Here is a 13,119-nt window from a genome sequence, read left to right as displayed (position 1 = left end):
CGGTTACTGGTGCTGTATCTGTCCGGCCCCGCCTAGCCTTCTGATCGTTGATTGGAAGCTAGCCAAAGGTCTCAAGATGCGTGCTGATCATTCTGCGGAAACGCTGTTGGGCACCACCCGATCAATACCACCAGCGCTCGCGCTGGTCCCCCGAGCGGGGTCGACGGCGTCGAAGCCTCCTGAGACCAAGGCTTCCCCCCAGCCGCCGTCGACCCCTTCGGTGACTTCCCGGCCTGCAGCCGGAGTGCTTGTCCCTTCGGCCGGGTCCGGCCCGGACAGCCGAACCCGGTCCCCCCTGCTGCAGGAGACGGGCTCGGATCTCAGGTTTCCCGGCCTGCACCGCAGCGGCGAGCCCGTCGGGCTCCACTGGGGCCGGCGGTACCGCAGGATCCTGCTCGCCTTTGACGCGCTGGTGATCCTTGCCGTGGTCGCTGCCGCGCACCTGGCCCGCTTCGGGACGGAAGCAGCCAGCGTCACGGCCGCCAGCATCGAGCTGCCCTACGTGCTGGTGGCCGCGTGCATCGCAGCAGGCTGGCTTGCGGCCCTGACGATCTACCGCACCCGCAACGACCGGGTGGTGGGCATCGGTGCCGACGAATACAAGCAGGTCATCTCGGCAACGGTCACGCTGCTGGGCGTTGTCGCCCTGGCCTGCGTAGTACTGGGCGTGGACATCGCCCGCGGGTTCTTCGCCATCGCCCTCGCCGGCGGCATCACGGGACTGACTGCCACGCGGTGGCTGCTCCGGCGCTGGCTGACACACCAGCGCAGCCAAGGCCGCTACCAGTCCCGCGTCCTGGTGCTCGGCCGTTCCCGGGACGCCCGCTATGTCGTCAAGCAGATCGAAAACAAGGCCGGCGGTGCCTACCAGGTCCTCGGCGTCGCACTGGTCTCATCCACACGGCGCACGGCCCTCCGGGTCGACGGCCGGGACTACCCTGTCCTCGCCGACGGTGAGAGCGTCGTGGCCGCCGCTCGGCTGCTCCGCGCGGACGCTGTCGTGGTTGCCGGTCCGGTGCGGGGCGGGAGCGCGTACGTGCAGGAACTCGGATGGCGGCTGGAGGAGACCTCCACCGAACTGATCCTCACCACCGGCCTGACAAACGTAGCGGGGCCGAGGATCCATGCCCGCCCGGTGGAGGGCCTGCCGCTGATGCACGTCGAGCTGCCCCAGTACACCGGGGCGCGCCACGTGCTCAAGCGGGGCCTGGACGTCGTGGGCTCCGCCCTGGCGCTGATCCTGCTGCTGCCAGTCTTCGCCGTGCTTGCCATCCTGATCAAGCGGGACAGCCCGGGGCCCGTGTTCTTCCGGCAGGAACGCGTGGGCCGTGCCGGGCGCACCTTCCGGATGGTCAAGTTCCGCTCCATGGCGGCGAGCGCCGAAGACGACCTGGAGGGGCTGCTGGACCGCAACGAGGCCTCCGGGCTCCTGTTCAAGATGCAGCACGATCCGCGGGTCACGCGCGTGGGCCGCTGGATGCGCCGCTACTCGCTGGATGAACTGCCCCAGTTCTGGAACGTCCTTGTCGGCCAGATGTCCCTGGTGGGTCCGCGGCCTCCGCTACAGCGTGAGGTCGACCGGTATGAGGATCGGGTGTACCGGCGGCTGTACATCAAACCTGGCATCACCGGGATGTGGCAGACCAACGGGCGCAGCGAACTGAACTGGAAGGACGGGGTGCGGCTGGACCTGTATTACGTGGAGAACTGGTCCCTGGCCGGCGACCTGCAGATCCTGTGGCGCACGGTCAGGGTCATGTTCCGCCCCGTGGGGGCGTGGTGATGCGAGTCGGATACGCCGCAGGCGCATTCGACCTGTTCCATATCGGCCACCTGAACCTGCTGCGCCGGGCACGCGCCGGATGTGACTTTCTGGTCGCCGGCGTGGTCACCGACGAGCTCCTGGTCGAACGCAAGGGCCGGGAACCGTTCATTCCCCTGGCCGAGCGGCTGGAAATCGTCGGAGCGCTCGATTGCGTGGACAAGGCCGTTGCGGAAACCACCGACAAGGTCACGATGTGCCGGGAGCTGGGGGTCTCCGTGCTGTTCAAGGGCGACGACTGGCGCGGCACCCTCCGGGGCCGTCAGCTCGAGCAGGACCTGTACCCCTTGGGCGTGGAGGTGGAGTACTTCCCCTATACCGCCCATACCTCAAGCTCCCGCCTGCGCCGCACTCTCGAACTCTATAACTTGGGTCCGGCAGCTGCGCGACGCACGGCGGACGGATAGGAGGACGACGTATGGCCGCGACGCCGCGCCCCCTGCACATTGCCCTGATGGGAACCCGAGGCGTGCCCGCACGCTACGGGGGGTTCGAAACCTGCGTCGAAGAAGTAGGCCGCCGGCTCGCGGCCCGGGGACACCGGGTGACGGTGTACTGTCGCTCCGCTGCCGGCGCGCCAGTCCTGTCCACCCACCTCGGCATGCAGCTCGTGCACCTGCCGGCGGCCCGGCGACGCTCCCTGGAGACGTTGACCCACACCGGGCTCTCCGTCGGCCACCTGCTGAGCAGGGCGCTGCGGGAGCGCTCCCGGCCCGACGCTGCCATCGTTTTCAACTCCGCCAACGCCCCCTGGCTTCCGGTCCTCCGCGCCGCAAAGGTTCCTGTGGCCACGCACGTAGACGGCCTGGAGTGGAAACGCGCCAAGTGGGGACCCAGCGGCCGGCGCTACTACCGGATGGCGGAGGCCCTGGCAGTGCGGTGGTCCGACGCCCTCATCGCCGACGCACGTGGCATCCAGGACTACTACCGGCGCGAGTTTGACGCCGACACCACGTATCTCGCGTACGGCGCCCCACTGCAGCGCGCTCCGGGGCACGACCGGCTGGCCGGATTGAACCTGCAGCCCGGCCGGTTCCATCTGGCCGTGGCGCGGTTCGAACCGGAGAACCACCTGCACCTGATCATCGAGGGGTACGCCCACAGCAGGGCATTCCTGCCGTTGGTGGTGGTGGGCAGCGCTCCCTATTCGCGCGAGTACACGCGCCGTCTCCACGACCTGGCGGATTCCCGGGTGCGGTTTACCGGCGGACTCTGGGACCAGGACCTGCTCGACCAGCTCTACGCCAACGCCCTGGTCTACTGGCACGGGCATTCCGTGGGCGGCACCAACCCCTCCCTGCTGCGCGCCATGGGGGCCGGCGCCCCCACGAATGCGTTCGACGTCGATTTCAACCGCGAGGTGCTGGGTGGTGAGGGCCGGTATTTCCGGAACCCGGACGACGTCGGGCGGCTGGCGGAGGACGCCGAAGCGGCGCCCTCCGAGACCGCCCTGCGGGGCAAGCTCGCCCAGCGGAATGCCGAAGCCTACGACTGGGACGAGGTGTCTCTCGGCTACGAGGATCTCTGCCTGCGCCTGGCCGGGCGAAGCACGCCGGCCCGCCGGCCGCGCGGACGCCGCCGATCAATGAATGAGGAAGCACGATGAGCAGGCTATGGCGATCAGCAAGGGCACGATGGCTTGCGGCGGCCGCTTTGGCGGCTGTCCTGGCCGTCGTTGCCGCCGTGCTGGTGCTTGACCGCGGCGACGGCAAACAGGAAGCGACGGCCGTGCAGCAGGACGAAGGGACAGAGAGCGCCGCCCCTCGGCAGACAGCGACGACGGCCCCACCCTCCGTGCCCCCTGCCGAGGCGGAACCCCAACCGGCACCGGAGGAGGAGACTAGCCAGGCGCCGGAGGAGGATACAGGCCCGGTGACCGAGCCAGCCGTCGAGCCGGCACCCCAGCCCCCGCCCCCCGCCCCTCCGATGGACCCCAACGCGCCCGTGCCGGCGCCGGATGCGGACCTGGCCGCGATAGAGCAGCCCGTTGCCCCGCCCGCACCGATCGACCAGCCGAGCCGGCACGGCGGCGTCGAAGCAGCGGTCACCGGGCTCGAAGCGGTGGTGGGGGAGGCCGAGGGCATCGGACAGATCGGCGGCCCCGCCCTCCGCTTCCGCCTCAGCGTCGTAAACAACACCACCTCGCCGCTCGATCTGTCCGACGCCCTTTTGACCGTTGAAGCGGGTCCGGATCGGGAGCCCTGCATGGAGCTCATGGGGCCCGGGGGCACCGTCCTGCCGTCCAGCGTGCAGCCGGGACAACGGGTCGAAGCGACCTATGTGTTCCTGGTACCACCGGAGCAACGGTCAAAGGTGCTGATCCGGTTCAACTATTCCGCAGCGGCTCCGATCCTCGCCTTCGAGGGGCCGACGCCCGGGTAGGGGGTGGCGGGAGCGGCCACACACAGCGTAGGGGGACCAGGACGGGGGACAGGGAAAGGAGCAGCCGTTTGTCACCGGAATGTCCCGCGGACACTGACCGCGGGACGGCAAACACCCACAGTTAGGCAGACGTATGAAGAAGTACGAGCCCGGTTCCTCCGGGCACATCGTTGGCCGCGCCGCCCGGCGCATCGCGGCACTGGCCATGACACTCGCACTGACCGCAGGCGGACTTGGAGCGATGGCGGGCGCCGCCTCGGCCGACACCGCACCGGCCAATCCGAATGACCCGCGAACGCCCGTCACGGTGTCCGCGGACGCGTTGCCCACCGCCCAGCACAACGGGGTTGCCTGGCAGAGCGCCATCATCGGCAACACCGCGTATGTGGTCGGCAAGTTCAGCCAGGCCCGCCCGGCAGGAGCGGCACCCGGCACACAGAACGTGCCGCGCAGCAACATACTCGCCTTCAACCTCACCACCGGGGCACTGGTTTCCTCCTTTGCGCCAAAGCTTAACGGGCAGGCACTGGCCGTGACGGCGTCCCCTGACGGGCGGCGGCTCTATATAGGCGGCGATTTCACGACCGTCAACGGCCAGCCCCGCTCCAGGCTCGCAGCCCTGGATCCCGCAACCGGCGCGCTCATTGATTCGTTCGCGCCCAAGGTCGGCGGGTCCGTGCGCAGCATCGTCGCCACCGGCAGCTTCGTCTACCTTGGCGGGAACTTCACCACCGTCGGATCGACGGCGCGGTCCAGGCTGGCTGCGGTCGCGGCCAACGGCGGCGCCCTGCTCTCCTGGGCGCCGAGGGCAAATGGGAGGGTCAACGCGATGGCCCTGTCCCCTGATGGACAGCAGATGGTCATCGGCGGTGCGTTCACCACAATGAACGGCTCCGGCAACCCGGGGTTTGGGCTGGCCCGCGTCAACGCGCTCTCGGGCATCAACATGTCGCTGGGTGTAAACAGCATCGTCAGAAACGGCGGCGATACAGCCGCCATCCTGTCGCTGCACTCCGACGGGACGAATTTCTACGGCACCGGCTACCACTACAAGGGAGGCGGAAACCTCGAGGGCGCCTTTGCCGGCAACTGGTCCGACGGGAACCTGAAGTGGGTTCAGGATTGTCGGGGAGACAGCTACGGAGTGTGGGCGTCGGCGAGCGCCGTCTATGTAGCCAGCCACTCCCACAGTTGCGTCAACCTGCCCGGCGGGGGCTTCCCCGAGACGAAACCCCAGACTTGGTATCGCGCCACTGCATTCAGTAAGGCAGCCACAGGTGTCCTCGCGCCGACGGCTTGGGCTCTCTTACGGGGCAAGCCGGCACCGAGTCAACTGGCTTGGTATCCGGCATTGAACACGGGCACCGCGACCGGCCAGTACCAGGGGCCGTGGGCCGTCACCGGCAACAGCAACTACGTGGTCATGGTGGGCGAGTTCACCACGGCAAACGGCACCCCGCAGCAGGGGATGGTCCGCTACGCCGGAAAGGGACTGGCGCCCAACAAGCAGGGACCCCAGGTCAGCGGTGCCGCCGCGAACCCGACGGCGAAGTATGTTTCGGCCGGAAAGGTCACCGTCGGTTGGCAGGCCAACCACGACCGGGACAACGAGGTGCTGACCTATCAGGTAATCAGGGACGGCAGAGTCGTTCACACCGTCCAGGCGGTTTCGCGGTTCTATTCACGGCCCGCATTGAGCTTCACTGACAGCGGGCTCACCAAAGGGCAGCACACATATCAGATCGTCGCCAAGGATCCCTTCGGTAACACGGTCAGGAGTGGAACGGTGGCGGTCAATGTGACAGCCGGCGGCTGATTGACAGTTAGGGCATGGCCGGGTGTTGCATGCTTGGTCTTTCCCCCAACGGCCACGGTGGGGCCCTTACCGGCGCTGCCGTGGTCGTTGGCCGCGGATGAGTGCCGCACGCCCGGGTAGGTATCGACGTAGGTACGCGGCAGGTAGCCGCCTGATGCGGGCATCGCGGAACGAGTACCTGCTACCCGTGCCCCGGGTACGGGTAGGTTCCTAGTCTGGGCGCGAAAGCCGGCCTGGCGGCACTTGAGGGACTGCACGCACGGCTGGGGATACCTGCACGGAAATCGGTCTCAGAATGGTACTCACGCAGCATGGCGCTGGAGCAGTAAAGTGACCCCGGCGATGGGGGGCGGCCAGCGAAGGATCCGGGCGGGACATGGCAGGAGGGCCGCCCGCACCCAGGGTGGCCGCGCGCCCGCCGTCTGGGCCGTGGCTGCCCAAGCCAGCCAGGGCCTTACCGCCTTCCTGATCCTGGCTGTCGCAGCACGCACCCTGTCGCTGCCGGAGCTCGGCAGCCTGAGTATCCTGTACGGGCTGCTGGTGGTGTGCAGCGCGTTGACCACCGGGTTTGTTGGGGATTCGCTGACTGTCCTGGACCGCTTCGACCCCGGCACCCGCGGCGGCCTGCTGGGCTGGCTCGTCGTTCTTGGGGTGGGCTGCTCCTTGTCCGTGCCGCCGGCGGCCTGGGCCGTGGGCCTGATCGGCCCGCCGGAGCTTTCGGTGCTGGCGGCCGCGGTGGCCACCTACCTGGTCAAGGATGTGCTGCGCCGGACGCTGATGGTGCGCCTGCGCTTCACCGGGATCGTGGTCGCTGACCTCACGGTGCTGCCCGTGGCCGGGAGTGTGCTGGCGGCAGGCCACGCGGGGGACGGCGAGGGCGGCCTTGGCCTGTTCCTCGCGGCGCTCGCCGTTGGCCAGTTGGCAGGGATTGTTGTCGCCTGGCTGATGCTGCCGGTCCAGGAACGCTCCCTGGTCTCTCTGCGCGGGGCCCGGTGGCGCCGGATCGCCGGTTTCGGTGCCTGGCGGGCAGCACAGCAGGCTCTGCGGCCGGCGCTCCTGACCGGACTTCGCACGGCGGTGGTGCTCGTGCTGTCACTGGAGGCGGCTGGACTGCTGGAGGTAGCCCGGGTTTACGCGGCTCCGGCCATGCAGATCGTTGCAGGCATTTCGTCCTATCTGTTCGCGTCCTTCGCGGGGAACCGCGCCGCACCCATGGCAACCCTGCTCCGGCAGGCAGACCGAGGGGTAGCCGCGCTGACGCTGATAACCCTCACGGGCAGCGTGGCTGCACTGCTCCTTCTTCCCGTGGCCGGACCGATCGTCACCGGCCGAAGTCCGGATGCGTGGGCCGTCGCTGCCTGGCTGGCCTACGCTGGAGCAACCGCCGCGGCCACCCCGTACGGCACTCTGGCTGCCGTCCGTGCCGGATCGCTGCGGGTCTTCCTCATCCGCTTGGCCGACACCGCGGCGGCTTTGCTTGCCGGTGCCGCCGTCCTCGCCGTCGCTGGTTCCGCTTCCCCGGTACCGTTCGCCGCCGCCGCCGCAGCGCTGGCCGGCGGGCTGGCACTGCGGCGCTTCCTGCTCGTTCCGCTGCTGGCAACCGATGGTGAAGCTGACCGAGCCGGGGCGGCAGCTGGCCAGAAGTGGGTGCATCAATGACGGGGCAGGAATCGCTGCGAACCCGGCGGATGGCCGGTCGGCTCTCCACTCGGCAGGCGCTGGCCGCCCTGGGCAACGCCCAGAAGACCAGCAAGGGCGCCCCCGCGTACTCGCGTTTCATCAACCGGCGCTTGGGACGCCTCCTTGCAGCATGGGCGTACACTGCCGGGTTCAGTCCAAACCATGTCACGGCTGCCAGCGCCGCCTGCACCTTTGCAGGAATCGGGCTGCTCGCCGCTGGACCGTTGGCCACCCTGACGGCCATCCTCGTTGCCTTGCTCCTGGTCGTGGGATACGCACTGGACTCAGCGGACGGGCAGCTTGCCCGGCTCCAAGGGACCGGCAGCGCCGCCGGTGAGTGGCTGGACCACACGGTCGATGCCTTCAAGGTCGGGACCATCCATCTGGCGGTGCTTGTTTGCTGGTGGCGCTCCTATGACCTCGAACCGCTCTGGTACCTGGTGCCGCTGGCATTCCAGGCCGGCGCGACCGTGCACTTCTTCGCGACCCTGCTGATGGACCAGCTGCGCCGTGCACGCAGGGGCGACGGCGGGACCCGCCTGGCCGGTGACGGCCGCTCCTCAGTGGTGTACTCGCTGGCGGTGCTGCCCACGGACTTCGGGCTTTTGTGTGTCCTGTTCCTGCTGCTGGCTGCTCCGCCGGCCTTCACCGCCGCGTACACCCTCCTTGCGGTGCTGACGTGGGCGTTCCTCATTCTGGCGCTGGGGAAGTGGTACCGGGAGGTCAAATCGTGGAACTGAGCCAGTACATGGAGGTTTTCCGCCGCCGCGCAGCGCTGATCCTGCTGGTGACCTTCCTGGCCGTCGATGCGGCGGCCCTCGCCACATGGTTCGGCCCCCGCACCTATGAGGCGTACGCGCTCCTTCAGGTGCGCGCCTCTTCCATCGACGGAACCTCTTATCAGGATGCCGAGTACGCGGAGGACCGGATGCCCAACTACCCTCCGCTGGTCGGCTCGCCTGCCGTCGTGGAATCTGCCGCGCAGGCGTCAGGTGTGCTGCCGGAGGAGGTGACCGACGCGGTGAGCGCCGCCAACCCGCCCGGAACCACGCAACTGCAGATCACAGGCCGGTCCGCCGATGCCGATGCAGCTGCCAGGCTCGCAGATGCAACAGCTGAGGCGGTAGCGGATGCCATAGCTGACCAGGAGCCGGGCCCGGTAAGGGTACGGGCCGAGCTGCTTGTTCCGGCTGCGGTTCCGGTGCGCCCCGCTTCGCCCAACCTGACGCTGAACCTGGCCGGAGGAGCGCTGGCCGGGGTGGCGCTGGGCATGCTTGCCGCCCTGGCCGGCGGCGGCGGCCCGCGTGTCCTGCGTGGAGCCCGTGACGTTGAGCGGGTGGCGGGACTGGAGCTGCTCGCTCAGGTTCCTCCGGCCGGTGGCCGTCATCGGGGCGGCACGGCGGCGGAGGACTGCTTCCGCGAGCTGACGGCGTCAGTGCTGCAGGCCGCCGGTGGGGGGCTGCCCGGGATTTTGCTGCTGTCCTCGTGCTGCCCGGGGTCCTCGAATGCCCAGCGCGATCTGGTGGAGGGGTGGGCCGGGCATCTGGCCGCCGGCGGCCGGAGGGTGGGTGTCCTCGAAGCCGCCCCCGGGCCGGTCGCCGGAGGTGCCAAGGGGGGCCTTGGCTGGACTGACCTGCTGGCAGCAGGAACGTCCCCGGAGCGGATCATGGTACCGGTGCACGGAGGTCAGTTCATCCTCGTGCCGGTCGGCGGATCAGCGGACCTGCTGCCCGCCGCGGACCTCGCCGCCCGCTCCGGTCCGATGCTGAACGATCTCGCGGCGCGCTTCGACCTGTTGCTGGTCCCGACCCGGCCGGGAACGGGCCCGCTGAACAACACCCTGCTCGCTCCCGCAGTCTCCGCCGCCGTCGTGCTGGCCTGCTATTGCGAGACCACCGACGAGCAGCTGGATCTCGGAGTCCTGGAGCTGCAGACCCTCCGGGTCCGGCTGCTGGGTGCAGTGTTGCAGGAGGTCCCTCCACGGCGGCGCAGCCGCGTGCTGCACCTGTCCCGCGGCCGGACCGGAAGCCATGGCCCGCGGACGGTAGACGGCCGGTCCCGCGGACCCGCCGCAGCTGCGCGTCCTGCGGGGCAGACCGGACCTTCGAATACCGGGCAGGCGGGCAGCCGTCACGTCACAGACACGGGGCCGGTGCCCGCCCGGGCACCGGCCCGTCCGCCGGTAAGCGGTGCCGCGGCGAGTGTTGTTCCCACCGCCCCCACCGTGACGGAGGGCTGATGGTGACGGCGTGGATCCACCGCGGGGCAGGCTTTGCTGTCTGGTGCCTGCTGCTGGTGAGCGTGGTGCCCTGGCGGCAGGGCGTGTACTACGACGGGGGGCTGGACACCGTGGTACTGGCCAAGGCCGCTTTGCAGGGCATCGCCCTGGCCGCCGCGGCAGCCTGGAATCTCGCCGGGGAGCGACGGCCCGTGGCGGCGGGGCCCGCGCTTCTCCTGCTGTTATTCGCAGCGGTGTCGCTGCTCGGCGCCGCCCAGGGCGGAGAACTGCTTCCCTCCGCGGTGCTGGCCGTCCGCCTGATCCTGGCGGGTCTGACTGCCGTCCTGGTGCTGCGGGTGCTCCCGGGCTCCGACGCACTTGGGCTGCTGCTGGCCGCGATGGGCACGGTCGGGGCCGTCGCGGCCGCCGGCGGAGTGGGTGAACTGCTGGACGGCGGGCGGCTGGAGGGCGGCATCCTGCCCCTGAGCCCAAACCTCATTGCTCTGCTGGCAGCGGCGCCGGGACTGGGCTGCGTGCACCTGGTGCTGCGGGGACGCCGGCTTGCCTGGGCGGTGCCGGGCGCGGTCGTCCTGGGGGCGGCGGTCCTGGCCACCGGCTCCCGGACCGGCATCGCGGTGATGGCAGCCGCCGTTCTGGTCAACGTGCTCTACCTCGGCCGGATCCGTCGGGTCCTGGTGGTGCTGTTCCTTGCCGCGGTGCCGCTCGCCGTCGGCGTCGCCTTCTTCACGCCGCTGGTGTCTTCACTGCTGATGCGCCCCGACAGCGCCTCCCTGCTGACCCTGAATTCCCGCACCATCGCCTGGGAAGCGGTGCTCTCGACTCCGCCCGGCACCTGGACCTGGTGGGTGGGGGAAGGGCTTTCCATCAAGACCGTCCCGGTACAGGGGCAGTACTGGGACGAACAGGTGCTGGACTCCAGCTGGGTATCCGCGCTCGCTCAGGCCGGCGTGGTGGGGGTGTTGGTACTGGCCGTCTGGGTCCTGACGGCCGTGTTCCAAGCGTTTGCCAACAGGGGCATCCCGGGTGGCCTGCCGCCCACCCTGCTGACCTTCGTCGTCGGCCGAAGCGCGTTGGAGAACGGACTGACGGAGGCCAGCGCCGCCTTTGTCCTGTTCTTCGTCATCGCGCTGATCGTCGCCGGGAGGACTCGGGACGCCCGCGTCGAAAGCGCCGTCTATCCGCCCGAGCCCGCATCCGTACCGGCTTCCGCCCAGCCCGCGTCGGAGACGCTGACGAAGGCGCCCAAATGACGGGCGCCAGGGGGACGGCCGGCCAGCGCCGCAAGATCGGCCGGCAGCGGCAAAGCGGTGGCAGCGGCCTTCGCTGCAACGTGGGGCAGCGCAGTCAAGGAACCTTCCTCGACGAGCGGACCGTGCAGCTGGATGAGTGCCTGCTCCTGGCCGGTGCCTGCGGCGAATTCCGCAGCGGTGGCGAAGGCCCGGTTGCTTCCTCCCGGGCCTGCCCACAGGACCGCCGGAGCCGCCGCACCCGCCTCCGGCCGCTGATAGGCATTGCCGTCCGCCATGATGCCGAGGTTCTCGGCGGAGGACTGGCGCGAGTAGTCCTCCACGCACAGCAGGCAGTCGTTGCCCGCCCCGTAGAAGATATTGTTGTGAACTGCCGTCGGGCCGCTGGTCCAGGGCACCTGCGGGTCGAACCCGTACCGTGGATCCCGCCCGGGAGTGCCCGGCTGGTCTGCCCTTCGGGGGTCCTGGACGATGTTCAGCTCCCGTCCGTTGCCCACGAACGTGTTGTTCCAGATCCGCACCCGGGTGCAGTTGTTGACCTTGGCGCCGGCCCCGCTGTTGCCGCTGATCACATTGTCGACCACATCCACGTCGGCGGAGATTTCGGCGGAGAAGCCATGCGCCGCGTTCCCGCTGAGGACGTTCCCGCTAACCGCGGCACCGCGCACCGATTCGTCCAGCCACAGTCCGGTGCCGTGGTTGTTCTCCAGCAGGCTTCCACGGATCTCCACCCCGCGGCTGCGGGCTATCTTGATGCCTCCCGCCACGGGGGAGTGGCGGAAATGCTCCCGGTTGTTGCCGATGACCGCTGCGTTCTGCAGCTTCAGCCCGTCCGCATGGGTTGCGGTCACGCCCAGCATGCCGTTGCCCGCCACAGTCAGATGGGAGACGCGGATGTCCGGCGCGCCCAGGAACAAGCCCGTGGTGGCGTTGTCACTGATGGTCAGCGCCTCGAGAACCGTGTCCGGGCGTTCAACGGTCACTGCTCCCATGTGCGGGACGGATGGGGCGTACCGTCTGATGCCCAGACCCCTGACCACAGTGCCCTCGGATCGTATGCTCAGGGCTTTGGCCAGCGCACTGGCGCGGACACTTCGCCCGGCAGGGTCAGCGCCGAGGGTGAGACGACCGGCTGCGTAATCGACGTGGAAGCTCTCGGCGTCGAGCTCCTCAACGCTCGCGACCTGCCGCAGCGGCTGCCCGTCGAGCCAGACCTGGTCCGGGTGCGCTGCCAGCGGATACTGCGCATCCAGGAAATGCCAGCCGTGCTCGTGTCCGTCCCGCGCGCCCCAGGTGTAGGTCGGGCTGTGGTCGAAGCGCACGTCCCAATCAGCGGAGAAAGCGGCGCCGACCGGGACGAACCCGGCCACCGGCCGGCTGCCGTCCAACCAGACAGCTTCATCGGGGTAGGGCTGGAGGGTGATTCGGGTGCCCTCGGGAATGGTGATGCTCTCGTGGTAGCTGCCCGCCCGCAGTACCACCGTCTGCCCGTCGCTGGCGGCTTTCACCGCTGCGGTGACCGTCCGGAGCGGCCGCCGTTGAGTGCCGGGGCCTCGGTCGGAGCCGTCCGGGGCTACGAACAGCGCGTTCGCAGGCACGGCATAGGCGCTGCCGCCGGGGGCCGGGGCCCCCATGGCAGCCTGCGGCGCCGCGGGGCTGCCGGCCTGGCCGCCGTCGGGATCGGGACTGACGCCCTCCGCCGCCTTCGGGGACTCGAAGGCCGACGGCGCGGGCGCCGGTGCGGACGATCCGGAGGTTTCCGGAATGGGGCCCGCGCTGCAGCCGCTGCCCAGCACCGCGAGCAGCAGCAGGATCATCGGGTGCAGCCCGCGGCGCTGAGAGGGACGGGAGCGGCGCCGTGAAACAGACATCGATTCTCCTGACCGCGGCCCGTGCAGGTTCCGGTCGAAGGCAATCACACCGGCCGGCGCCG

General features: G+C 69.5%; 10 protein-coding genes. 9 read left to right on the top strand and 1 reads right to left on the bottom strand.

Annotated elements, in window-relative coordinates:
* Positions 1 to 220: 220 nt before the first annotated feature.
* From AC5RUW_RS09215 to AC5RUW_RS09175, 9 genes are all read left to right on the top strand, one after another.
* Positions 221 to 1,783, top strand: a complete 1,563-nt coding sequence (locus AC5RUW_RS09215; protein WP_494160424.1) for a sugar transferase — start codon at positions 221 to 223, stop codon at positions 1,781 to 1,783.
* Entirely contained in the window at positions 1,783 to 2,229 is a 447-nt protein-coding gene (locus tag AC5RUW_RS09210; RefSeq protein ID WP_494160423.1) for an FAD synthase family protein, read from the top strand. Before AC5RUW_RS09215 ends, AC5RUW_RS09210 begins: the two co-directional genes overlap by 1 nt.
* Before the next feature lie 11 nt (positions 2,230 to 2,240).
* The gene (locus AC5RUW_RS09205) at positions 2,241 to 3,428 is read left to right on the top strand and encodes a DUF1972 domain-containing protein (protein ID WP_494160422.1); all 1,188 of its coding nucleotides are present in this window, start codon (positions 2,241 to 2,243) and stop codon (positions 3,426 to 3,428) included.
* 266 nt (positions 3,429 to 3,694) lie between these two features.
* The gene (locus tag AC5RUW_RS09200; protein ID WP_494160421.1) at positions 3,695 to 4,204 is read left to right on the top strand and encodes a hypothetical protein; all 510 of its coding nucleotides are present in this window, start codon (positions 3,695 to 3,697) and stop codon (positions 4,202 to 4,204) included.
* 133 nt (positions 4,205 to 4,337) lie between these two features.
* Complete coding sequence (locus tag AC5RUW_RS09195; RefSeq protein WP_494160420.1) at positions 4,338 to 6,020, top strand: hypothetical protein; 1,683 nt, start codon at positions 4,338 to 4,340, stop codon at positions 6,018 to 6,020.
* A 429-nt stretch (positions 6,021 to 6,449) separates the two neighbouring features.
* The gene (locus AC5RUW_RS09190) at positions 6,450 to 7,679 is read left to right on the top strand and encodes a hypothetical protein (protein WP_494160419.1); all 1,230 of its coding nucleotides are present in this window, start codon (positions 6,450 to 6,452) and stop codon (positions 7,677 to 7,679) included.
* Positions 7,676 to 8,440, top strand: a complete 765-nt coding sequence (locus tag AC5RUW_RS09185) for a CDP-alcohol phosphatidyltransferase family protein (RefSeq protein ID WP_494160418.1) — start codon at positions 7,676 to 7,678, stop codon at positions 8,438 to 8,440. Before AC5RUW_RS09190 ends, AC5RUW_RS09185 begins: the two co-directional genes overlap by 4 nt.
* A complete protein-coding gene (locus AC5RUW_RS09180; RefSeq protein ID WP_494160417.1) occupies positions 8,431 to 9,939 on the top strand; it encodes a hypothetical protein in 1,509 nt (502 codons plus the stop codon). Before AC5RUW_RS09185 ends, AC5RUW_RS09180 begins: the two co-directional genes overlap by 10 nt.
* Positions 9,939 to 11,189, top strand: a complete 1,251-nt coding sequence (locus AC5RUW_RS09175) for an O-antigen ligase family protein (protein WP_494160416.1) — start codon at positions 9,939 to 9,941, stop codon at positions 11,187 to 11,189. Before AC5RUW_RS09180 ends, AC5RUW_RS09175 begins: the two co-directional genes overlap by 1 nt.
* On the opposite strand, the gene AC5RUW_RS09170 is transcribed toward AC5RUW_RS09175, so the two are convergent.
* Positions 11,114 to 13,057 (bottom strand): right-handed parallel beta-helix repeat-containing protein, encoded by a 1,944-nt coding sequence (locus AC5RUW_RS09170; protein WP_494160415.1) that lies wholly within the window; start codon positions 13,055 to 13,057, stop codon positions 11,114 to 11,116. The two genes, AC5RUW_RS09175 and AC5RUW_RS09170, sit on opposite strands and share 76 nt — an antisense overlap.
* Positions 13,058 to 13,119 lie beyond the last annotated feature (62 nt).

The sequence above is a fragment of the Arthrobacter sp. Y3222053 genome, assembly GCF_059092805.1.
Note: the sequence above shows the minus strand (reverse complement) of the source record. Positions and strands in the feature narration are given on the sequence as shown.

Bases quoted from the DNA above. Each gene is read 5' to 3' on its own strand.
- AC5RUW_RS09170 (WP_494160415.1), bottom strand. From the start codon at position 13,057: ATGTCTGTTTCACGGCGCCGCTCCCGTCCCTCTCAGCGCCGCGGGCTG.
- AC5RUW_RS09210 (WP_494160423.1), top strand. From the start codon at position 1,783: ATGCGAGTCGGATACGCCGCAGGCGCATTCGACCTGTTCCATATCGGC.
- AC5RUW_RS09195 (WP_494160420.1), top strand. From the start codon at position 4,338: ATGAAGAAGTACGAGCCCGGTTCCTCCGGGCACATCGTTGGCCGCGCC.
- AC5RUW_RS09185 (WP_494160418.1), top strand. From the start codon at position 7,676: ATGACGGGGCAGGAATCGCTGCGAACCCGGCGGATGGCCGGTCGGCTC.
- AC5RUW_RS09175 (WP_494160416.1), top strand. From the start codon at position 9,939: ATGGTGACGGCGTGGATCCACCGCGGGGCAGGCTTTGCTGTCTGGTGC.
- AC5RUW_RS09205 (WP_494160422.1), top strand. From the start codon at position 2,241: ATGGCCGCGACGCCGCGCCCCCTGCACATTGCCCTGATGGGAACCCGA.